This is a genomic window from Verrucomicrobiia bacterium, assembly GCA_035577545.1.
GTDB lineage: Bacteria > Verrucomicrobiota > Verrucomicrobiia > Palsa-1439 > Palsa-1439 > Palsa-1439.
The window spans coordinates 1-22,066 of record DATLVI010000038.1 but is presented as its reverse complement, the minus strand read 5'-3'; the positions used below and the strand labels follow the sequence as shown (position 1 = coordinate 22,066).

The window sequence follows — 22,066 nt, the reverse complement described above, 5'->3', positions numbered from 1 at the left end:
TGCCCGCGAGGATCAAGCGATTCGGCGAGGGTTTTTCGAAGGCGCGATAGACTGCGACGAAACTGATGGTCACTGTCAGGGTCAGCAGGCATTCCTCATTAATATTGTTCGCGTAGTAGAGCGCCAATGGATGAAACGCATACGCCAGGGCAAAGAGCACGATCACCACGGTTGGCACCAAACGGGCAAGCAAAGTCGCGAGAAGCACCGCCGTCAGAATATCGAAGACAATGTGCGCCAGTTTGACGAGGACCAACGAGTGGCGGGTCACAGCGCGACTGGCGGCCAACAGTCCCACATACACGGGACTGAAATGACCATCCGGTGCACCGCTATCGTCCCGAAATCCTTCGCCCGCCAGTAAATTGTCCGCGATGGCCAGCATCGCCGGCGCGTTCCCCGACAAACTTCGCTCGGGCTGAACCGCCAGGAAGACGAGACGCGGGATGGCGACCGTCAGCGCGACCCACAAATAGAGATGTGGTTTCAGCTGTTCGGCGAGCTTTTCAAGCGTTGACAACATGTACCCCTCGCAGTCTGTCCCACAACCAAAGCGCGCTGACACAGGCAAAAATGATGCACAGTCCCTCGATAGGAAAACGAAAACGGACAATACCGGAAAAAACCACGCAGGTTGCCTCAAGGTGCAGTATCGCCAGATGAAGCAGCCATCCCGGCTGGCGGTTGCGGACGAAAGGGACCAGAGTCAGGAAGAAAGCGGGCAAGAACAGGACCAGTACCGGTCCCCAGGTTGCCAGCATGGTAACTCGAGCGAACGTCGAATTGCTCCCGTGCAGGAACGGCGTCATTGACCGGCGCAGTTTCGCCTGGATCAGGTAACACCACCGGTCGGGGTGATCCTTGAGCCAGCGGACGGCCAGGTTGACCGCCAGATGATCCCGTTCGACCTCGGTGGAGCACGAAACGAAAGCATCGCGATACTCGGGAATCAGCGTGGGGAAGATTTGGTGTCCATAGTATTCCGGATTGTAAGCGACCACGGAATTGTTGCCACCCAGCAACGTGTCGCCGCCTTCGGTGGCCAACGGGATGAACTCGCCGAAGACCCGGTAATTGCGGACGATCCACGGAGTCAAGGTCAGCAGTGAGATCAACGGAATCGCCAAGGCAAGGAAGATCGCGGGTCTCCTGGCCCAAAACTGCCAAACGGCCCAAACGACCGCAAAGGGAATCATGATAACGAAGCCGCCTTTGGTGAGCATCGCAAGTCCCAACAGCAATCCTGCTACGCCGGCACGATTCAGCGTGGGTCTCTCCGCGAACCAAAGACTGGCGGCCACATACGCCAGAAACCAAAATGTTGCCAGGGTCTCAGAGAGCAACTGTGCCGAGTAGAAGATCGCCATTGGCCACAGGGAATATATCGCTGATGCGAACAAGCCGATTCTCTCTGAAAACGCGTGTTTGCCGATGCTGTAAATTATCAGGACCGTCAGCACGCCCACCAGACAATCGAAAAGACGGATGACGCCGTACCGGCGGCCAAAGACCTTGTATAGTCCCGCCCAAATCAACGACGTTCCCGGTACTCGATAGGCGGTAAGGTTATCCCGTCCAAAACCCGGGCTGGGACCGCGATAGCCCTTTCCTTGTGCCAGGTTCCAGGCGCAGGTGTCATATTCATCCTCATCCGATCCAAGTTTGGTCGGCGGCGTGTTCAAGCCGGTCTTCACCGCGAGCCCCAGGCGGAGAAGCAAAGCCGCACAAACAAGCACGATCAGCCACCCTCGAGTCGAGAATTGGGAAGTCATTTTGATTATTTGCCGGCCTGCCGACTAGGCACCGGCGCCGCCCGCCGCCCAATACAACCGTACCAGGACCCAGATCACCGGGATGCTCGCGACCGCCATCAGGACGGACCGGACGATGTCGCGGTTGGTGATATCCAGATAGCCCGCCGGACAGTAGGGCTGGCGATCAACGTAGCGAATGATACCGATGCCCAACCCCAACATCAGATAGAGAAATGGATTGTAGGTCCTCGTGAGGAAGAATGCGGAGGCATAGAATCCCGCCAAAGCGGAGAACAATCCGATGGCCAGCCGCCGTGTGCCGCGATCCACCGGTTCCAGGCGCACAATCTTATGAACAGACCGCAACACCAGCCACAGGAGACTGAACCAGAACGAATAGCCGAACAATCCCAGTTCGCCGTAGCAAGTGACGAACGAATTATGGGCAACTTGTTCCGAGTAATCGAGCCAGCGCCCGTAACCGATGCCGAACAGCGGATTCTGCTTGAGGAACTGGTTCCCGTAGCCCCACTGCATGATGCGTCCGCCGGCGGAACCTTCATAAACCGATTCCCGAGCGCGCGCCGGGCCGAACGCCACGACCACACCGAGCACGGCGCTGATCACCAGGACGCGCAGGATGGCGGTCCGAGTTGAGAACCACACGTAGGCCAGCGACATGGCGCCCAGTCCCACGACGCCGCCGCGCGACTGCGTGTAGTACAGTACGTATAGCATCGCGGGGAACGAAGCAGCCACAAAGAACTTTGCCAGTATCATCGTATCGGTTTGCAGGAACGTGAAGACGAAAGGAATGGCCACGACGTACAACATCGCAAAGTCGTTGGGATCCTGGAACATTCCGGTGCCCTGGACGCGGAAGTCTCCATCAAAGAATGATCCAAAAGGCTCGACGTTCGCAAAGCCGTAGCCGGTTTTTATTTGCATGACACCGTGGATGCAAAAGATCGCCGCGCTGATCACGATCACCCACATCATCCGGCGCAAGCGCTTGGGATTGTCCACCAGCGTCATCGTCATGAACAGCAACACACAGCACTTGCCGAATTCCGAAAACGCGTCGACTGCGCCATGGACCCGTCCATACACGAGTTGCGAAAGCACGACGCCCAGTAGCAAGCCCCACATTAGGCGCCCATGCTTGTTGCGCCAGACCGTCCCGGTCAATCTTTGGTCGGGCGAGGGGCTGATGAAGGCCGCGAAGATGGTCAGGATGGCAGCGACGTTGACCAATTCGAAGCCGCGGACCGGCTCGTACCATTCCTGTGGTCGCACCAGCAACACGAGCACATAAATAATGAGGAATCCCAAGGCTACCCCTTTATTCCATGTAGATTTCGCTGGGATATCGGTCACGCAACGTGCCGGTTTTCCTGGCAACGACGAAAATGTGCGCTCCGCGGTGGCGCAGTTGGCGCGGATGACGCCCGGTGAGCGGAAACCAAAGATGGATAAGGGTGAGGAGTAGAAGGTCGGCCAGCTTGTAGCGCTCATGTTTGAAGAAAACGTGCGGTGTGTAGAATTTCTCCACACTGAATCCGGCACCGTCGAGCATCAGTTTTACCTCATGGGGCATGAACTCCTTGGCATGTTGCAGCATGGGCGGTTTGTGCTGACGCCAGAAATACGATCCCTCATAGGGAGTGATCCCACGGAGGCCCTTCAACAACGCGTGCCAGGAAATAATGTTCGGCGTGGTGAGAATCAAAGCTCCATTTGGTTTCAGAATGCGGTGTATCTCCGTCAACATCGCCATGGGGTCGTGCAAGAGGTGCTCGAGGATCTCCGTGCAGACGACGGCATCGAACGTATTGTCAGGATAGGGATATGCGCTTTGCTCAAGGTCGAACAGGTCGCGCTGAAACTCGATCCGTCGGCCGGTGGGCTTGTGGGTAAACTGCGTGATCCCGCTATAGCCGGTGCCGGCGTCCGGCAGGTTCTGTGTCCGTACCTCGTAATGCGTAAATTGCTCGAGCAACAATGTAAAATGATTGTCGCAACCCAGCTCCAGGAGTTTGCCCGTGCCATCCGGCAGCAGGTTCAGGGTCGCTGCGTACCGTGGCAGATGCATGTTTACAAAGTCCGTGGGAGGCGGATCGAACTCCGTCAGATACGCTCGGGCTTCCGCTTCGGTGACGTTTCGCATCGTTTGGTCCTGGTGATTAGGCAATCACGGCAGTCACTTCAGATTTTCTTCGCCGCACAAATTGCAGGATGTTTTGCAGCGGTTGGGGGAACAGCAACAGGAGGCAGGCGACGTAACCGCCGATCCCAAGCACCGTCTCGATGGCTGTTCGCGGGACAGGTCCCAGGCTTTTGAGGATGGTGATCTGGGGCAGGAAAACAGTGAGCACCATTACCGCAGTGGACACGAATGCCGGCCGCAAGGCCTCTCCCAGTTCCGACCAGTGAAACACGACACAACGTTTGACGGCGGCAATCCAAACGAGAGCGAGCACGGGGAACACCAGCAGCCACACGAGACAAATTGCCTGCAAGCCGGAGCGCGCCGCAAAATAGAACACAGGCGGCATGACTGCCAGATTGAGGAGATTGAACTTCAAGAGGAGCCCGGTTTTTCCTTTCGCGAGGAGCAAAGGACCCGAAAGTGAATTGATCATCATGATCATGGCCGCCCAGCACATGATGTTCAGCGCTGGGATCATCGGCGCCCATTTGGGCTTCAACAATAACGGAATGACGTCCCCACTTACCAGCGACAGGCCGGCCAGTACCGGGACGATTACCAGGCACGCCAGTTGCACGGACGTGAGGAAGTAACTCTTCAGTCGGTCATGGTCATCTTGCAGTCGGGAGTAGACGGGAAACGCGACCTGATTGATAATCGAGAGTACGCGTCCGCTCAACTCGGTTGTTAGCCGCGTGGCCAGCGTGTAGTAGCCCAGCGTTTGGTCACCGAGATAACGCCCGATAATCAGGCGATCAGAATTGTCATACAAATACCAGGCGATCCGCGCGGCGGATAAATTGAGGCTGAATGATGACAGTTCGCGGAGGTTGACCCAGGCAAATTTGAATCGTGGTCGCCAGTGTGATTGGGCGAACACCAGGACGCACAAGACCGCTTCGCGGATCAGCACGCCCAGCACCAGCGACCAGACGCCCCAGCCGGCGCGCGCCAACAGGAACGTTGACACCACACCGAGCATGTTGCCAACGACCTCGAGGATCGAACGCCTCTTGAAATCCACCGCGCGTGTCAGCAGGTTCCACGGCACCAGTCGCAGGTTCGTGAGAATAAAAACCAGCCCCAGCGCCCGCAGCACCGGCGTCACCTGTTCATGCCGGTAGAATACCGCCACGAGCGGTGCCACGAGATACGTGAGGCCATAGATCAGAAGGCTCACAACCACGCCGAACCAAAACAACGTGTGCAGATCATCCTCGCTGACTTCCTTGCGTTGGACGATCGCCGCGCCGAAGCCGAGTTCATTGAGAAAATCCACCAGTCCCGTGTACACGCTGCACATGCCAAACAATCCGTAATCCTCCGGCACCAGCACTCGCGCCACGGCGATGGTCAACACCCAACTCAGCAGCTGGATGATCGCACGTGACCCGCCATACCAAATGACCCCGCGGACGGCCTTGTCTTTCAGTGCCTGGTCTTGCATCAGCAATCTGCGCCAACAGAGAACGGGTTAGGACTTCGCGGCGCGTTGCCGCTCGACGGTGCGGATATATTCGACGGTGCGGCGGACCCCTTCCGGGAACAGGACCTCTTGTTTCCAGCCAAGAATCCTGGACGCGCGCGCCGCATTGAGATAGATGTGCTCCACCTCTCCGGGACGCACTGCGGTGTAGGAAGGCGGCACTGTGGTCCCGACAGCTGCGGCGACGGCGTCATAAACCTGTCGATCACTGGTGCCGATGCCACTACCGATGTTGACGATGCCGCAGAAGTCCGTTTGGAGCGCCAGCACATTGGCGTGCACGATATCGCCGACAAACACGTAGTCGCGTGTCTTGCTGCCGTCGCCGAAAATCGTGCACGGTTTACCATCCAGCAGCAGGCCACTGAAAATCGCCACGACGCCCGCCTCACCATGCGGGGTCTGCCGCGGACCAAAGACGTTCGGATACCGCAGCACGATGTAGGAGAGGCTGTTGAGGCGGTTGTACAGGTAGAGGTAGTGTTCCACGGTGTGCTTGCTGATGCCATATTGGCTGATGGGGTTAACGGGGTAGCTCTCGTCCGCGGGCAGGTCCTTCTTCGGGACATCGCCGTACACGGCGCCGCCTGTGGAGATGTAGACGAAGCGTTTCACGCCCGTCCGGACGGTGGCCAGAATCAGGTTGAGGCTCCCGAGGATGTTACATTGCGCGTCGAAAACCGGGTCCCGCGTGGACTTGCGAACATCCATCTGCGCGGCGTGATGGCTGACGACCTCGGGTTTGAACTCGTCGAAGACCCGGTCCACGCCAGCGGCATCGCGAATGTCCACTTCGTAGAAGCGCGCCTTGGGGTTTAGGTTGTGACGGAAGCCGGTGCTCAGGTTGTCGAGCACGGCGACCTCGTGGCCCTGCTTGATGTATTCGTCAGCAACGTTTGAGGCAATGAACCCGGCGGCGCCGGTCATCAGGATTTTCATGTCTTGGTTCTCCTTAGGGTGTGTTGGGTGTGAACGTGTAGCGCAACAGTCGCCGCCAGCGGGCGAAGCGATGCTGAAAGAGTTGCCCCCCCCAATCGGGGAGGGGATAGAGTACCACCGCCAGCAGGGTATGAAGCCAGGCCTCGCGGTGCTTACGCGCCATGTGGTAGACCCACGAAAAGTCAAAGTGCATGAAGGCTTGGGCTTTGGCCCGGAGCAACCACCGTCGTCGCAGCGGACCGTCGGCAAAAGCGCGACGCAAGGTTTCGCGGAAGGCATCTTCCATACCGTTGGTCTGCATGTTGAGGGCGCTCCCATGTAGCCGCCATTCCACGAGGCAGTCGGGGACGCAGCGGAAGCGCCAGTGTTTCGCGAGTCGGATCCACATTTCGCGGTCTTCCACTTTCCGCAGGGATTCGTCAAATCCGCCTTGTTCCAGAAAGCAGCACCGGCGCAGGATCACCGAGGACGGACAGAACAAGGTGGCGACGGTAAGCCACTCCAATGCGCGTTTGCATTTGGATTCATCGGCCGGGTCCAGGTTCTGGGTGCCATGTTCATCGAAGACTTCACGGCCACAATAGACCAGGCCCACTGACTCCTCCGTGAACTCGACCAACTGCCGCGACAATTTCTCCGGCTTCCAGCGATCATCGGCGTCCAGCAACGCGATGAATTCGCCGCGGGCAGCAAGGATGCCGGCGTTGCGCGCCGCGGAAAGGCCACGGTTTTCCTGGCGCAAATAACGCACACGCGGATCGGATGCGTACGCGGCCATCACTTCCGGGGTCTGGTCCGTCGAGCCGTCGTCAACGACAATGACTTCCAGTGGCGGAACAGTCTGCGCGAGGGCGCTGTCCACCGCTTCCCGAATGAACCGGGCGTAATTGTAGCAGGGGACCACGACGGTGATCGATTGTTTTGCGTCCCGGTTATTCACAGTACTCGCTGCCGCGTTAGAGTTTTCTCGTCCAAGCCAGTGTCGTCGCGATGCGGATAGGCCTTTCGACGGGTAGTTTCAGCATTTGTTCGTCCACTGCTTGTCGGACACCGGGAAACTCCGGGTTGGGATAATCGTCGAAAACGATCAGGCCGCCGGAGATCACGTGCGGGAACCAGAGCAGGATGTCTTCGGTGACCGCTTCGTAGCTGTGCCAGCCGTCGATGAACAAAATCCGAATCGGAGCGCCATTCCAGGCCTGAGCGGCTTCTTTGGAGGTCATCTTGAGCGGCTTTACGCGATTCTCCACCCCGAATTTGCGGATGTTTCGTAGAAAGACCTCATAGGTGGAGATGCGGCCCAGGTCCCAAGCGATGTCGCCCGTATGCGGGTCCACCGCCCACACAGTACCGTGGTCGGCATGCCGGGCCCCCTTGGCGAGGTAAATAGTGGAGCGACCAAAGCACGAGCCGATCTCCACAATGTCGCCGTTCCCTCGTGTTGTTCCAGCAATCGAAAAGAGAAACCTGCCAGCCGGCTCGGGAACGCCACAGTCAGGTAGACCCCCGGTCTCCAAATGGTGACCCATTTTGTAGGAGAGGCGTCCCACCGGTGTCGTTAGGGCCAGGAGCTTTTTCGCCCTTGCTTTGAAGTGGAACCAGGGAGTTGGCGGAGGTGTTTCCTTGCGGGAGCGGGCCACTTGCACCATCGCGGCGTGTTGCCGGATGCGGTCCACGAGGGGCTGACAAATCGCTTGTGGCGAAAGACGGTCCGCGACGAAGGCTCGCGCGGCCTGCTCCATGTCGTGTCGCGTCTCCGGGCGCGTCAACAACTCACCGACGGCCACCGCAAACAGCTCGGGGGTGTTGGCGAGTCGGACAGCTTTGTTCTCCAACTCCATCAGGCCCTGCAACCCGATGCGGGTTGTGACGCAGGCGCGTCCATAAGAAAGCGCTTCCACGAGTTTGATCTTTAACCCGCTGCCGACGAGGCTGGGGACGACGCAGACTTCAGCCGCCGCATATTCCGGTTCCACATCCGTGACCCGCCCGACAAACCGAACATTCGGGAACTGACTGGACGAATCAGAGAAGACGGAGCAGATGGATCCGCACACGTGCAAGGTGGCTTGGGGCACAGTTTCCAGGATCCGCGGCCAGACTTCCCCCAGAAACCAATAGAGCCCGTGTACATTGTGCAATTGGTCACTGCCGACGAAGAGACAACGCCCTGGCACCTGCGGTGTGCGGCAGTCCTGCGGCACAACCGGAAGAGGAACCGTGATTACCTCGCAAGCAGGAGCCAGCCTTTTTAAGGAGACGGCCTCTTCCTCTTGGATCGCCACCAGGACCTGTGCCTTCTTAAGGAGGCGCGCCTCGGTTCCCGCGTCCCAGGTTTCAATTTGCGAGTCCAGGCCGAATTCTTTGAAGGAAGCGGTCCGCTCATGCTGCACGTCGTGGGTGATGATGAGCTTCAACGTCTCCGGACCTGCGGCATCCAGAACGTCCGCTGCCCAAATATAGTTCGCCAGCAGAGCATCCGGCGGATTGGCTTGCAACTTCCGGGCTGCAAAGTCCGTCCCCTGCACCGATGACAAAGGTGACCGACGCGTCACGTTCTTTTCCCGGACGCGGGAACCGTTGTTTCGATTCAGTACGTGGGTTCTACCAATGCTCCGATAGATAAAGCGGGCGATCAGAGCGGCCACCGAATAAAACCAATCGTATAAAGGCAGGGGGCGGACACAGAGGCGTCCAATCTGGATATTTCGCCAAACACTGAGGTGCACCAGCCCATAGAACCGGGGACCAATTACATGCCAAGGGGTCCGCCCACCGCTCGGCGAGTCATTGGTACATATCCATTCCACTTCGATACCGGCTTGCCGAAGATAATCAATCATTGCCAGCAGATAGGCGCTGGCGCCATCCCCAGTCTTCGGAATGTATTTGGAGCAAAAGACTACTCTCATCGGTTCACTCTGATACCCGGGCCATCGCTATCACCGAGGGCTCTTTACCATGTCGCTTCCTGGGGCGGCCACGGAACTTGAAATAAATCGATCAACTCCTGCGCGCGGGCGATGCGGTCCGGGCTGAACTCCTTGCGCCAGGCAAAGCCGCGTGCCAGTTGCGAAAGGACGAAATCGGGCTTGAGACGAAGTGCCTCCAAGCAGTTTGTGAGAAACTGCACCGGATTCTCTCGCGCGGCGCGGCGGTCGAGGTGGAAACTGTCGAGGTATTCAAGCCGCCAGATTTTTGTGAGTTCCCGGTCCCAATGGGGGATGTTCTGCCACTCTTGAGGAAGCTCCGCGTTCGGATCGTGCAGCACGGAGTCGAAACAAGCCAGCATGGTGCGCAGGAACCGCCACGAAAGACTTCCGTGTTTTGTGGCCTGGTTGGGACGCATTCGCCATGTAGCCAGACGTTCGGGTACGAAGGCCACATCGCTGGCGAGCGTTGCGCGCAGTGTCCACTCGATGTCCGCCGCCGAGCCGCGGTCCGTGCGGAACAGGCCCGCTTGTTTCAGGAGCGAATGCTGGAAGAGCACGGCGGTCATGGTTCCCCAAATGGTCCCGAAACAGCAGTGCAGGACGAATTCCGTGAGGCGTGGCCGCAGGCATGGTCGATTCATCCATTCGCCGAGAAAGAGACGTGGTTTGTCTTGCGCCAGTGGTTCAATGGGCCGGCTTTCAGCGTCGATTACCTGGTAATCACACACGGCGATGCGGATATTCGGATTGCTTGCCAATGGAGCCAGCAATCGTTCGAGAAGTTGGGGCTGGGCGGTGTCGTCGCTCGTCGCGATGTAGAGATAACGTCCCCGGGCGCGCTTCAGGCATTCATTCCAACCGGCGTAGATGCCCTCGCGGGATACCTGATGCAGTCGAACCCGAGGATCACCGGCAAACTTCTGAAAGAACTCCCAGGAGCCATCGTCCGAATGGCTGTCGCAAACGATGAGTTCCCAATCCGTGAAAGTTTGCGCCAGGATCGTTTCCAGGCGCTCTTCCAGGAATGGGCGAGTGTTCAAATTGGGCAGGCAGATGGAAACGAGGGGCTGATTCACGGTGGTGGCTTGCGGCCTGGCCCAATTTGGGCCACGGGTACGTCCAATTGTCCATTCCAACCCAGACTCTCTGCCTGCTGTGGAATAGTGTAATTGTTGGTGGATCCTACCGATGCCGATGCGAGATTTGTCAGGTTGTTACATAGATCAAGCTGACGGGCAAAGGAACAGTCGAGTGTAAACGCCGTACCTCCGACAACGACATTGTGTGTGAATTTGGTCCCTCGGGCTCGAATTAAATCATCATATGTGTACCTGCGAAGTTCGGGATAGCGGGCGGTATAGGGTGGTCGGGTTGCGTGGACTTCTTCGAGCCGCCGCGTGAGAATTTCCATGTTGATGACCGGGTCCAGGAACCCGACAGCCCGGTTGCAGGAGGTGAACAAATTACCCTCGACATGATTGGCGCTACCCGAAGAAACCTGGACGCCCGTATTCACTTTGTCGAAGATGTTCCCGAACACAGTTGCGCCACCCGCGAAATCGTCAAGGAAGATGCCCACTTGCGGGATATCGTGCAGAAGATTGTGACGAAAGATATTGCCGCGCTCTGACAGATTGCGGCCCATGTAGATGGCGCCGGCGTCGCTGGTTTCCAGGCAAACGTCGTGGATTTCATTAAACTCAATCTCATGGTCGTTTCCACTGAGAAAAATCGCGGCGTTCGGAGCTTCATAGATCAGGTTGTGATCCACCCGGTTGCCGACCCCAAACACATGGATCCCGGGGGACATGGTTCTCTTGATTCGATTAAAGCGAGCAATGATGTTGCGACTGGCAAAGTTATTCCCGGGTGTGAGCGTTAGACGGTTGCCACCGCCGATGATCAGGGCGCCGGCACCAGTGTCGAAGATGTCACAGTCTTCAATTCCATTGTTGGACCCGCAATTGCCGTCGTATGTCGATGAGCTGTAGAGGAGTCCCCAAGTATTTCTTGCAGCATTGCCCAAGGCGACGGCGACCCCACCCAGATTTTGGAACCGACAACGCGCCACGAGGCTGCGAAATCCGCCAATCACTTGCACGGCCGGTCCGCGTGCACAGGAGAACGTGAGGTTGGAAATGGTCACGAATGAAGTGTTGCGAAGGAGGAACAGTGGTTCCTTCAGGACGGACCCGATCGCCTTACCTTGTAAGGCAGTTGATGGCGGCCAGAAATATAGAATCCCCGTTTTGCGATCCAGATACCATTCGCCAGGCTCGTCCAATTCTTCCAGCACGTTCAGTGCATAATAACGCGCTCCCACATGGTAACCGTATTGACTCTGTGGGTTGGCAATGGTGATCAACCGTTTCTCCGGGTCAATCGACCGAACATGGAGGTACTGATCGGCCCAGTCCCGGCCCCAATAACCATGCATCCAAACTTCCGCCGGTCGAGCCCACACACTGATCCGATCATTGGCGTATTGGATAGTGGGGCCTTTCTCACCCGCTGGTATGGCGGCGATTTGCGTCCATCCGTCATTTGGCCAGCGCGCCAACGTCATTGGTTTGTCATTGAAGAACAATTCGAACGAATCAAATGGTAATTCTCCATAATCAGTTATGCCAAGTGCCGGTAATTCGACCTGCAGCACATTCGTTCGGGCCGGAGGTGGGAGGAGTTGAAGAATGGAGGGACTCTGCACCGGTTTGAAACCGGTCAATTCCTTTCCGCCGATGAACTTCGCCTGTTCGCTGCCAAACCCGCAGTAAACGATGGGAGACTCCCGGGTGCCGGAGTCCTCACGGGCAAGAGCGAATGAATTGGTGAGCGAATAGACGCCACCATGGATTTGCACCATAAAAGCTCCGGGGGGAGGGTCGGAGGACTTTTTCAGTTGGCGAATCGCATCGCGAGCGCGTTCCAATGTGGCGAAAGGCTTGTCCAGAGTGCCAAGGTTTGTATCGCACCCGGATGGGGAGACGTGGAATTCTGACCCCGTGGCTGTCGCAACCCAGCAGAGGAAAGCTACAGTGCAACGTTTCGTTGTTGCCAGCGAATACCGGCGCGCCGCTGTTCGATATCCTCGAACAATTCGATATGCGTGTGAATCCATTCTATATTCCACTCCCACCAGGTTCGTTCCAGCAAAAGGGCTATGCAGTGGCGGTGATCGGGTGTCTACGAAGGGCCTGTGAGATAATCTCGTGCAACTGGCCGGCACGCTGAGTGAAGGTGTGGTCGCGCAATGTCCTTCTCTGCCCATTCGCGCCAATTTCCCTCCGTTTTGATTCGTGGTCGAGCAGGTATTGCGCTTTCTCGATGCATTCCTCTGTTGAGTTGTATGTTACCACTTCGGTGTCGGGCTCGAATATTGTGTGAAGGTTGGGCTTCAGATCCGTTAGCAGACATGCGCCCACACCGGTTGCTTCGTAAAGCCGCATGTTTGACGCATACCGAGATGGGCCGTGGGCGTTCAAGCTCACTTTCAACTGAGCCAGCAAGCCAAACATCTCCAGTCCAAATACCGGGGGCTTTGCCATCTGGTGTAGACGCGCGAACACCTGGCGCAGCTTCTCGTGATTCTGATTCTCCAAATAGGCTTGGTGCTTGGGAAGATAGGGCATCACGAATTTCATGCCTGTGCGATCAAGATGTTCCAGTAAATTGAAGTAAAGCTCGCGTTTCCTCTTCATGCCGGGGGCAACGGGGAACGACCTAACTTCGGCGACATCACCATACAGCTCGATGCTCAGCCTGGTAGCGAGAGCGTCGAGGAGAATGGCTCGCCGATTGTGGAATGCCTCTCCGTGCTCAACTTGTCCGATGAAACCAATTTCGGCTCCCGGGCGTGATATGTTTGATCGGTTCTGCAGGCGACCCAGGATGCGAGGCTCGAACGCATGATTCAAATGCACGGCCCGGATGCCTTGACGGTCCAAGTCCTCAACCGTGTCGGGAGCGCAGCTTAACGCCAAGTCATGCTCTCGGAAATATGCGGCATCAGGATGCGCCTCCCCGCACCAGCCAATGACCAGCTTGATCGCTGGGCAGATGTTGCGACAGTGCTTGACGAAGTCAGGCCCGAATTCCGGGTGCCATTCACCCACAAGCAAAACGTCCGGGCGAATGCTACGAATTTGGGCAAATAGGATGGGAAGTATCCATGGTTCATCACCATCGCCGATACCATTTTCACGGGCCCACGCCTTCTGCATTGGTTCCGCATTGGCGACAACATCCGTAGCTTCGTGGCCGAGACGGTGTAACTCCTGCGAAATGAAATCCGCCCAACGAAAACAGTCTCCCATGAGGGCGGTGTGCTGAATAGCATAAGGCTCCGCAGCCAATTCCGGACGCTTGTCATAAAAAGTCTTCAAGTACTTGGGGTAGTACTTGCTGATAATCAGTAGACGATGTGGTTCCATGTGATCGAAAGAAGGAGCGGGTCACCGGCTGTGTTTTGCACTTCCCAACCAAGCCTTAACATTGGTTCGGAACGACTTTGGGAGTTTTCTCCTCAACCTCTTGGGTAAATCCAGGGTGGCCTGTAGAATGGCATCTGCCTTCTTGGGGGTTACCATTTCGCCTGTCTCGATACACAGGACCTCTTTCCCGGAAAACCGCGCAATATCAACAGCCTGTGTCAGCGAGCTTTCAATGAACAGTGGCGCGCGGAGGTCTTTGTAAATGACGGCTTTGAACTTTGCATGAGCGTTCGCGGCTACGCGGGCCTCTTTCGTGGGAAGGTTTAGCATGTACAATTTGTCATATTGTACCCGGTACTTGGTAAGCCATGCTTCTGTCAGGGCGCGGTACTTTTCAAGACGGCACGTCACGAGGGCAGTAATCCGTTTGGTTGGGATGATTAACGGCGCCGCGTTGCGAAGGAAATTCTCGTAGTTCTTCCCATCGTCATTTTCTTCCTTGGTCGGGTCTACGCATAAGACGCCGTCAATATCTACGCAACAGTCGGGGAGCGTGCCGGAATGCATGACATTCCATTCGAACACACGCGGACTTGGGACAATCTCAGCAAAGAAATCAACAAGCCGTCTTGACCCGGGCATGGCATACACGGCCCCATAGTAAATGGTATGCGGGAGCTTGGCGGCGCTGATCTTCGCCTTTACCAGGTTCATCTGTTTGCCGGTGGCAATGCTATCGTCAAGGACCAGTACAGTCTGCCGGGCTGAGAGTAGCGAATCTGCGCGGACACCCCCATAACGCTCACCAGTTTGTATCAACTTTCCTTCGATGAGGCGGTCTACGTCCGTTAATGGGATATTTCGGTGAAGTGCCAAGATGTTGGCAGCCAGAAGACCACTTCGGGGGATCCCAACAACTACTGTGATGTCACGAGGAAGGCCGCTCATCCATCGGATGATCTGGCGATTGAGAGAGGCGATGCTGCGGTAGTTCATGGCTTGGTAATCGACTTCCGGCACTCAATACGGAGGCAAGGCTCATTCTCTTTATGATAATCTTGTGGAGGTTGCGCTTCCATGTCTGAAAAACCGACAGACTCGAGCAACGTCTTGAGTCTTGCTGCGGTATAACCCCAATGGTGTGCATCTCCTGGAAAACGTTGGCGTCCGTAAATGCTATACAGGCGCTCTTCGTTTCCATCAAGATACTCGCGAGACGCCCGGTCAAAATCAGGACATTCGATGACAAGGGTCCCTCCTGGAATTAGAACGCGGAACCATTCCATTAGAACTCCTCTAACGGCTGGATAGGGAATGTGTTCAATGACGTGATAATTCTCAATCCGTTCCACGGAATTCTCACGGCAAGGAAGGTGCCCTGCATCCGCAACATAGTCTGTGGCCGCGCTGGAATTGCGGTCGATATTCACAAAGCCGGGAAGCCTTCGGCTTCCGCAGCCAATATGCAACCGCAGAGAGTCGCCAGTTGTTCGCATGTAATACAATGACTGCAAATGGCGCACCGCGCGTTTCGGATGGCCGGTGAGCATCAGCCGGACGAATACCAGAATGTGTTTCATGATGAGTTCGACGTAACCGCACAGCCTTAGGGGACTGATGAGGGGTTGTCAGCGACTCTCCACTGGTGGTCGAGTGCGAGATATCCCATCTTCGGGTATTCTCCACTGATTACCCTGATGCTGAATGCGTCTTCTACGCGGTCAGCCGCTTCGCCATTGATCGCTGCATAAAGCCACCCTTGATATGTACCGCGAACCAATGGAAAATGCGGGATGTGGCAGCGAAAAACGCCTCTGATAGGCAGGCATTGTGGTTCAAAGCTCCCGCTTGCGCTGTCGAATGAGACGAGTTCGACACCTGTTGCTGTTACAAGCGAGATTCCCAGCCGTGCACTCCTCGGGAAGATCGGCTCCGGTGCTTCAAAGTAAAGTTCAACTGTTAGATCCTCTCCGGATTTCACAGTATCGACCTCACCGCTTTCCGTGCACAAACGAACGCTGGTAAATTGTAGTCGGCCCGACCCGGTGCGATCTTTTCGTTGCGCCAATTGGTTCTGTCCCTTCTTGCCGTCCTTGGACAGATAGAATTCCACCACATCTTGCGTGGGGCCATCCTTCGTAAGCATGCCGTTCTCCAGGCTGACGACCCGCTGGCACAGGCCCAGAATCGCAGCCATATTGTGACTGACAAACACTACCGTGCGTCCCCCTTTAGCCACCTCACCCATCTTCCCCAAACATTTCTTCTGAAACGCGGCGTCGCCGACGGCCAGGACTTCGTCCACGATGAGGATTTCGGGTTCCAGGTGGGCGGCGACGGCGAAGGCCAGGCGCACGTACATGCCGCTTGAGTAGAATTTTACGGGGGTGTCGATGAATTTGTCGATTTCGGCGAAGGCGACGATTTCATCGAATCGCTTCGTTATCTCGGCGCGTTTCATGCTGAGGATCGAGCCGTTCAGGAAGATGTTTTCGCGGCCGGTCAGTTCGCGGTGGAAGCCGGTGCCGACTTCGAGGAGGCTGGCGACGCGGCCGTGGTAGGTGATCGCGCCGGTCGTGGGCGGGGTGATGCGCGAGAGGATTTTCAGCAGCGTGCTCTTGCCGGCGCCGTTGCGGCCAATGATACCGACGACTTCGCCCTGTTTGATTTCAAGATTCACATCGCGCAGCGCCCAGAAGTAGTTGGGGTCGGCGTCCAGGCGATGAGCTTGGATCTGGCGAAAGGACTCGTGATGCGGTGCGCCGGTCGGCCCTTTCTCCTCTCGTAAGCGGAGCAAACCTTTCGCCCAATCCATGATATCTGCCCGCAGGCTGTCGCTCAAGGGGGCCACGCCCCCGTAACGATAGCGCTTGCCAAGGTTTTCGATTTTGATCGCGGTGTCGCTCATCGTGCGCCTAGAGAATGTCGGCGAGGCGGGATTCTTGTTTGCGGAAGAACCAGAAACCCGCGCAGAGATAGACCAAGCCCATCAGCAGTGACAAACCGAGGAGCTGGCCATTGAAGGGTCCACCTTTGAGACAGTCGCGGTACGCGGTGACGACGCCGGCCATTGGGTTGAGAAACAGGTACGGCTGAACACCCAGCGGAAGTCGGGAAATGGGGTAAATCACCGGCGTGGCGAGCATCATGATCTGCACGAGGAAGCCGATGACATTCTTGACGTCGCGATACTGGGCGTTTACGGCTGCGAGAACCAGGCCGATGCCGAGAGCTGTGCACCATTGAATGAGTAGCAGCAGGGGCGTCAGCGCCACCAGTTGCCAGTGCCAGTAACCCATCCAAGCCGCGACCAGGTTCAAGATGAACCAGCCGATGGCAAAGTCGACCAGGGAGGCGGAGATAATCGCCCCGGGAACCACGATGCGGGGGAAATACACTTTGCTGATCAACTGCGCGTTGCCCTCAATGCTCAAGGCGCAGCCAGTCAACTCCCGAGAGAATGCGCTCCAGGGCACGTTCGACGCGAAATAGAAGAGCACCAACGGCAGCCCGTCAGTGGGCATGCGGGCGATCTTACCGAAGATCAGCACGTAGGCCGCGGTGGTCGTCACGGGCTGGAGCACCACCCAGATCGCACCCAGCGCCGTTTGCTTGTACCGCACCTTCAAGTCGCGCTGGAGGAAGGTATAGAAAAGCTCGCGGTAGTCCCAAAGGTCCTTGAGGAACTGGCGCAGCCGCTCCTGCCGATCCGCGGAAATGACTGTTGTGGAAAGGGAACTCATCAACGTTTCAAAAACATGCTGCCGCCATTCAGGTGCATGTCGCCCGAGGCGAATGCCTGTTCTTCCTTCCTTCGACCCATCGAAGGTTCATGCTTCGTTGTCCCGTCTCCAACTCCCCGACGGAGTTGCCCGTCTTTACGGCTTACAGCAGATGATCGAGCAGGGGATTGTTCAGGAGCCCCTGGATCTTGCTGTGAAATTGCTTCGCGTGATCGAGGCGCTGCATCACGACCGCAAGGTCGTCGTGGCTCTTGCCATTGCCCCTGGCGCGAGTCTCGCGGAGGGAACTCTCCGCGTGGTTGATTTGTGAGCCGGCGGTATCGAGTTTTTTGCGGACCGTCGTGAGCAGTCCGTGACGCAGGACCGCGTTGAAATCGGTTTCAGCTTCGTAGTAATCCTTGCGATCACCCTGGACCCAGACGCGCTTGACGGCGGACCAGCGTTCGAGCTGGCGCACCGTGGTGCTGACGCTGGCTTTGCTGACGCTAAGTTCCCGGACAATATCGTCGAGGCAGAGGGGAGCGGGGCTGAGATAGAGCAGGGCGTAAATCTGGCCGAGAATGCGGCCGAGCCCGAAGGATTGCGTGGTGCTGCCGCCCGCTTCGATAAACTTGCGGCGCACGGCTGGCCAGTTGGCGGATGGAGAGTCTTTAGTCATCGTTCAATTTAAACTGAACATTCTTAACATAGTAAATATATCTTGTCAATGGCTTTCAAGGCGTGCAAAACAGGCTATCCTAGAGCAACGGCCATGCCGTCGCCGGCCGCGTTGAATTAGTGGTCCAAAAGAGCGCGCCAGACGCGCTCCGGGGTGGCGGGAAGCTCGCGAATCGGCGTACCGATGGCGTCGTAAATGGCGGAGAGAATAGCCGGGCCCGTTCCGATCAGTGGCGGTTCGCCGATGCCGCGTGCGCCGAACGGGCCGCCCGGGTCGGGATTCTCCAATATGATGCATTCAATCTCGGGCACATCGCGAATCGTCGGCAGAATATAATCCGTGAAGCCCGGGTTCATGATCCGGCCGTCTTTCATTACGACTTCTTCCATCAAGGCCATGCCGATGCCCTGCGCGACGCCGCCCTGAATCTGGCCGATGACCTGGTCGGGATTGATGGCTTTGCCGACATCGTGACAGGCGATGTAGCGTTCGATTTTCACCTCGCCGGTTTCCGTATCGACGAGCAACTGGCAGGCGTGGCTCCCGAAAAGGTACGTGACGAACGCCCGCATGCTCTGGCCGGTCTGTGTGTTCTCCGGCATCGTCGGCGGTTTGTACACGCCCATCGCTTCCAGCGAAAAGCCGCGCTTCTTTCCCACGCGCGCGATTTCCTTCAACGTCATGCGCCGTTCCGGGTGGTGGACGTTGAAGGCCGCCCCGTTCTCAATCTTGATCTCGTAAACCAGTTCCTGGAGGTGACTGGCGGCGATGTCCTGCAATTGCTTCTTCAATTCCGATGCCGCGATGTGCACGGCTGAACCGGTGAAATACGTTTGCCGTGTCGCCGACGAGCTGCCGGATTCGGGTGTCAACGCCGTGTCCGAAAGGATTGGCCGCACTTTCTCCAGCGGCACGCCGACCTCCTCCGCCGCGATCTGCGCGATCATATTAATAAGCCCCTGCCCGACATCGCAGGCGCCCGAGTAAATCTCCAGGATGCCATCGGGAGTGAGCCGGCAGCGCGCGCGCGACGCATCGGGGAATCCATCGCCGTAGCCGAGCCCGAAGCAGACGATGCTGATGCCGTAACCGCGCTTCAGATGCGGGGCGGAGGTCTCGTAGCTGCGGTTCTTCCAATCAATCCGCTGCAATACCGCGTCGAAGCATTCAACGGCGGTCGCATACGGCACAACCTGTCCCGTCGTGACCTCGTCGCCAGATTTCACCAAATTCTTTCGGCGTAACTCCGCCGGATCCATGTCGAGTTTCACCGCCAGCCGGTCCATCAACCCCTCGTATGCGATGGCGGTTTGGGCCGCGCCGAAACCACGCATGGCGCCACACGGGTTGTTGTTCGTGAACACGCCGAGGACGTCAACCCAGACATTTGGAACCTTGTAGGGCCCCGTTGCATGGCTCGACGCCTTGCGCATCACGGCGATGCCCGTCGAGGCGTACGCGCCCTTGTCCACATAAAACGTGATTTGTGCGGCGACAAGGATACCGTCCTTCTTCGCGCCCAGCTTGTAATGAACACGGATCGGGTGCCGTTTATGCCGCACGATGGTTGATTCGCTCCGCGAATAGCGGAGGCAGATCATTTTGCCTTTCAGCTTCAACGCCGCCGCGCCGAGGTAGATTTGAATCGAAATATCTTCGCGTCCGCCGAACGCGCCGCCGGTGGCTGGTTGAATGATTCGCAGTTTTTCCAGCGGCAGACCGAGCGCCAATGCGATCAAGCGCCGTTCTTCATGCAACCACTGGCCGGATACCTCGATCGTCAGCATTTTCCCGTCGAAGCGCGCCCGGCCGGCTTCCAGGTCGAGAAACGCATGATCCACCGTCTGTGTCTGGATGATGTCCTCCACCACGACATCGGCTTCGCGCATGGCCCTTGGCGCATCGCCCCGGCGCAAATGCTTCTCGCCGAGCACATTTCCCTCGGCGTGAATTTTGGGCGCATCAACCTTGAGCGCGTCTTCCATGGTGAGCACGGATGGCAGCGGCTTGTAGTCCACCTGGATCTTTTCCAGCGCCGCGACCGCAATCTCTTCTGTTTTGGCGACGACAATGGCGAGCGCATCGCCCCGGTAGCGGACTTTCTTGCTGCACAACACTTCCTGGTCGCGACGGATCAAGCCGTGGAGGTTGGTGCCCGGCACGTCCTTGTGGGTGAGCACCGCGACAACGCCGGGCAATTTCTTCGCTGCGCGCGTATCGATCCCAAGAATCTCCGCGTGCGGATGGGCGGACCGCAGGACCTTTGCGAAGAGAAACTTCTTGTCAAACAGATCCTGTCCGTATTTCGTCGCGCCCGTTGCCTTGCCAACCGCGTCCAGACGCAGCGCCGATTTGCCAACGACCTTCATTGGCCCGGTTTCGTACGCGCCGGAGCTTTTGGCCGTCACATGAAGACGGGCCGCGCTCTCTTCGAGAGTGTCGTCGGTCGGCCGGCTCATTTCTTCTTCAGCCCCATTTCATCCGCGGCCTGTTCGCAGGCGCGCAGGATCTTATTGTAGCCTGTGCAGCGGCAGATGTTGCCCTCCATGCCGACCAGGAATTCTTCGCGGGTTGGGTGCGGGTTCTCGGCGAGCAGCGCTTTCGCGGACAAAATCAGGCCCGGCGTGCAATAGCCGCACTGCACCGCGCCGCAGTCGATAAACTTTTGCTGAATCACATCGAGCTTCTTGTTTCGCGCGAGTCCCTCGATGGTCGTGACTTCGCGGTCCTGAACCTGTGGCGCGAGCATCAGGCAGGAGTTCATTGGCTTGCCGTCCACCAGCACGTAGCAGCTCCCGCATTCGCCTTCGAGACAGGCGCCCTTGGTGCCCGTCAGGCCCAGTTCCAGCCGTAGAAAATCCAATAAGGTTCGCGTTGGTGGTACTTTCGTCGATACCTTTTTGCCGTTAAGCTTGAAGCGGAGCGGCCAAAGACCGTTGTTGGTCGATTTCGCTTTTACGGGTTTCTTCATGCCTTCACCAAATTCTCCAACAACCGCCGCACCATTACGCCAGATATATGTACCTTGTAATCCGCGCTGGCGCGATGATCGGTGATGGGTTTGATCTCACTGCGGACCGTCTGGACGGTCTGGCGAATCGACTCCGGTGTCAGGCCGTTTTTTGCAAGGAACTTCTCCGCTTGCAAACAACGGATCGGCGTCGCCGCGACGGACGCCAGCGCGATCCGCACTTCTTTGTTTGGCGTGATCGCCACCGCCGCCGCTACAATCGAGATGTTCATCGCGCCGCGCTTGCCGTTTTTGGCCCAATCGGTCTGATAGTTCGTCGGGATAATGACTTTCGTGATCATCTCATCGGCTGCGAGCGCGGTCTTACGGTAACCGAGGAAAAATTTCTCGAGCGGCAGCCGCCGCGATCCGCGCACGCTGGTCAATTCCACTTCCGCATCGAGCGCAAGCAGGGCGGCGGAGCCGTCGCCCGCGGGCGAGGCGGTCGCGAGATTGCCAGCGATGGTCCCGAGTTCGCGAATTCCCGGGCCGCCGACACTCAGCGAAGCCTGGGCGAGGCAGCGGATGGGCAGTTTGCCGGTTTGTGCGTGCGTGACGTTACCGGCCAGTTCCAGCGTGCCATTGTGTTTGTGAATTGCGCGCAAATCGGGGATGTGCGTGAGGTCGATGAAGTTTTCGGGCGCGGCTTTGCCGTGGTTCATCAGGACCACGAGGTCGGTGCCCCCGGCGAGGAAAGCGCCCCGTTCCTTCAGTTCGGCCTTGAGCTCGAGAGCCTTTTGGATGTCCTTCGGCTGGTAGAACACAGCTGCATTATGTCAACGAATTTGTTGACGGGCAAGAGTCAAAAGTTAGACACGCTTATTTATCAGTATCTCCCCCAGCTTCTACGGCGGACTGTCAAACCGTGCGGAAAGGACAGCCACTCTGGGCTTGTAGCGGATTC

At 57.4% G+C, this 22,066-nt stretch carries 19 protein-coding genes; all 19 read right to left on the bottom strand.

The window, feature by feature from the left end; translation table 11 throughout:
• A partial coding sequence (locus VNL17_14250) for a hypothetical protein (GenBank protein ID HXI85242.1) occupies nt 1-523 on the bottom strand: 523 nt, incomplete at its 3' end.
• Nucleotides 507-1,772: a glycosyltransferase family 39 protein gene (locus VNL17_14245; GenBank protein ID HXI85241.1), complete on the bottom strand. Its 1,266-nt coding sequence runs from the start codon at nt 1,770-1,772 to the stop codon at nt 507-509. The genes VNL17_14250 and VNL17_14245, both read right to left, overlap by 17 nt.
• 24 nt (nt 1,773-1,796) lie before the next feature.
• On the bottom strand, nt 1,797-3,086 hold the full coding sequence (locus VNL17_14240) for an O-antigen ligase family protein (protein HXI85240.1): 1,290 nt from the start codon (nt 3,084-3,086) through the stop codon (nt 1,797-1,799).
• Between the two features lie 10 nt (nt 3,087-3,096).
• Complete coding sequence (locus VNL17_14235) at nt 3,097-3,921, bottom strand: methyltransferase domain-containing protein (GenBank protein ID HXI85239.1); 825 nt, start codon at nt 3,919-3,921, stop codon at nt 3,097-3,099.
• Between the two features lie 16 nt (nt 3,922-3,937).
• A complete protein-coding gene (locus VNL17_14230; protein HXI85238.1) occupies nt 3,938-5,410 on the bottom strand; it encodes a lipopolysaccharide biosynthesis protein in 1,473 nt (490 codons plus the stop codon).
• 27 nt (nt 5,411-5,437) lie between these two features.
• Nucleotides 5,438-6,388: an NAD-dependent epimerase/dehydratase family protein gene (locus VNL17_14225; protein HXI85237.1), complete on the bottom strand. Its 951-nt coding sequence runs from the start codon at nt 6,386-6,388 to the stop codon at nt 5,438-5,440.
• A gap of 13 nt (nt 6,389-6,401) precedes the next feature.
• Nucleotides 6,402-7,328, bottom strand: coding sequence for a glycosyltransferase family 2 protein (locus VNL17_14220; GenBank protein HXI85236.1), 927 nt, complete (start codon nt 7,326-7,328; stop codon nt 6,402-6,404).
• Nucleotides 7,329-7,344: 16 nt separating this feature from the next.
• Nucleotides 7,345-9,300, bottom strand: a complete 1,956-nt coding sequence (locus VNL17_14215) for a class I SAM-dependent methyltransferase (GenBank protein ID HXI85235.1) — start codon at nt 9,298-9,300, stop codon at nt 7,345-7,347.
• A 44-nt stretch (nt 9,301-9,344) separates the two neighbouring features.
• The gene (locus tag VNL17_14210; protein ID HXI85234.1) at nt 9,345-10,397 is read right to left on the bottom strand and encodes a glycosyltransferase; all 1,053 of its coding nucleotides are present in this window, start codon (nt 10,395-10,397) and stop codon (nt 9,345-9,347) included.
• Complete coding sequence (locus tag VNL17_14205) at nt 10,394-12,184, bottom strand: right-handed parallel beta-helix repeat-containing protein (GenBank protein HXI85233.1); 1,791 nt, start codon at nt 12,182-12,184, stop codon at nt 10,394-10,396. Before VNL17_14205 ends, VNL17_14210 begins: the two co-directional genes overlap by 4 nt.
• 295 nt (nt 12,185-12,479) lie before the next feature.
• Nucleotides 12,480-13,751: a glycosyltransferase gene (locus tag VNL17_14200; GenBank protein ID HXI85232.1), complete on the bottom strand. Its 1,272-nt coding sequence runs from the start codon at nt 13,749-13,751 to the stop codon at nt 12,480-12,482.
• Between the two features lie 21 nt (nt 13,752-13,772).
• Entirely contained in the window at nt 13,773-14,771 is a 999-nt protein-coding gene (locus VNL17_14195; protein HXI85231.1) for a phosphoribosyltransferase family protein, read from the bottom strand.
• Nucleotides 14,744-15,331 (bottom strand): methyltransferase domain-containing protein, encoded by a 588-nt coding sequence (locus VNL17_14190; protein ID HXI85230.1) that lies wholly within the window; start codon nt 15,329-15,331, stop codon nt 14,744-14,746. Before VNL17_14190 ends, VNL17_14195 begins: the two co-directional genes overlap by 28 nt.
• 26 nt (nt 15,332-15,357) lie before the next feature.
• Nucleotides 15,358-16,659 carry an ABC transporter ATP-binding protein gene (locus VNL17_14185; protein ID HXI85229.1) on the bottom strand — a complete coding sequence of 434 codons (1,302 nt, stop codon included), beginning with the start codon at nt 16,657-16,659 and terminating at the stop codon, nt 15,358-15,360.
• A gap of 7 nt (nt 16,660-16,666) precedes the next feature.
• A complete protein-coding gene (locus tag VNL17_14180; protein HXI85228.1) occupies nt 16,667-17,494 on the bottom strand; it encodes an ABC transporter permease in 828 nt (275 codons plus the stop codon).
• A gap of 142 nt (nt 17,495-17,636) precedes the next feature.
• Entirely contained in the window at nt 17,637-18,152 is a 516-nt protein-coding gene (locus VNL17_14175) for a hypothetical protein (protein HXI85227.1), read from the bottom strand.
• A gap of 116 nt (nt 18,153-18,268) precedes the next feature.
• Nucleotides 18,269-20,611 (bottom strand): xanthine dehydrogenase family protein molybdopterin-binding subunit, encoded by a 2,343-nt coding sequence (locus tag VNL17_14170; GenBank protein ID HXI85226.1) that lies wholly within the window; start codon nt 20,609-20,611, stop codon nt 18,269-18,271.
• Nucleotides 20,608-21,123 (bottom strand): (2Fe-2S)-binding protein, encoded by a 516-nt coding sequence (locus VNL17_14165; protein ID HXI85225.1) that lies wholly within the window; start codon nt 21,121-21,123, stop codon nt 20,608-20,610. The genes VNL17_14170 and VNL17_14165 overlap by 4 nt, the downstream gene beginning before the upstream one ends.
• Entirely contained in the window at nt 21,120-21,926 is an 807-nt protein-coding gene (locus VNL17_14160; GenBank protein HXI85224.1) for a xanthine dehydrogenase family protein subunit M, read from the bottom strand. Before VNL17_14160 ends, VNL17_14165 begins: the two co-directional genes overlap by 4 nt.
• Between the last annotated feature and the right edge of the window lie 140 nt (nt 21,927-22,066).

What these genes read in the sequence shown, in the direction of transcription:
- VNL17_14245 (HXI85241.1), bottom strand. Translation starts at nt 1,772, where the DNA reads ATGACTTCCCAATTCTCGACTCGAGGGTGGCTGATCGTGCTTGTTTGT.
- VNL17_14235 (HXI85239.1), bottom strand. Translation starts at nt 3,921, where the DNA reads ATGCGAAACGTCACCGAAGCGGAAGCCCGAGCGTATCTGACGGAGTTC.
- VNL17_14230 (HXI85238.1), bottom strand. Translation starts at nt 5,410, where the DNA reads ATGCAAGACCAGGCACTGAAAGACAAGGCCGTCCGCGGGGTCATTTGG.
- VNL17_14225 (HXI85237.1), bottom strand. Translation starts at nt 6,388, where the DNA reads ATGAAAATCCTGATGACCGGCGCCGCCGGGTTCATTGCCTCAAACGTT.
- VNL17_14215 (HXI85235.1), bottom strand. Translation starts at nt 9,300, where the DNA reads ATGAGAGTAGTCTTTTGCTCCAAATACATTCCGAAGACTGGGGATGGC.
- VNL17_14205 (HXI85233.1), bottom strand. Translation starts at nt 12,184, where the DNA reads ATGGTGCAAATCCATGGTGGCGTCTATTCGCTCACCAATTCATTCGCT.
- VNL17_14200 (HXI85232.1), bottom strand. Translation starts at nt 13,751, where the DNA reads ATGGAACCACATCGTCTACTGATTATCAGCAAGTACTACCCCAAGTAC.
- VNL17_14190 (HXI85230.1), bottom strand. Translation starts at nt 15,331, where the DNA reads ATGAAACACATTCTGGTATTCGTCCGGCTGATGCTCACCGGCCATCCG.
- VNL17_14185 (HXI85229.1), bottom strand. Translation starts at nt 16,659, where the DNA reads ATGAGCGACACCGCGATCAAAATCGAAAACCTTGGCAAGCGCTATCGT.
- VNL17_14180 (HXI85228.1), bottom strand. Translation starts at nt 17,494, where the DNA reads ATGAGTTCCCTTTCCACAACAGTCATTTCCGCGGATCGGCAGGAGCGG.
- VNL17_14175 (HXI85227.1), bottom strand. Translation starts at nt 18,152, where the DNA reads ATGACTAAAGACTCTCCATCCGCCAACTGGCCAGCCGTGCGCCGCAAG.
- VNL17_14170 (HXI85226.1), bottom strand. Translation starts at nt 20,611, where the DNA reads ATGAGCCGGCCGACCGACGACACTCTCGAAGAGAGCGCGGCCCGTCTT.
- VNL17_14165 (HXI85225.1), bottom strand. Translation starts at nt 21,123, where the DNA reads ATGAAGAAACCCGTAAAAGCGAAATCGACCAACAACGGTCTTTGGCCG.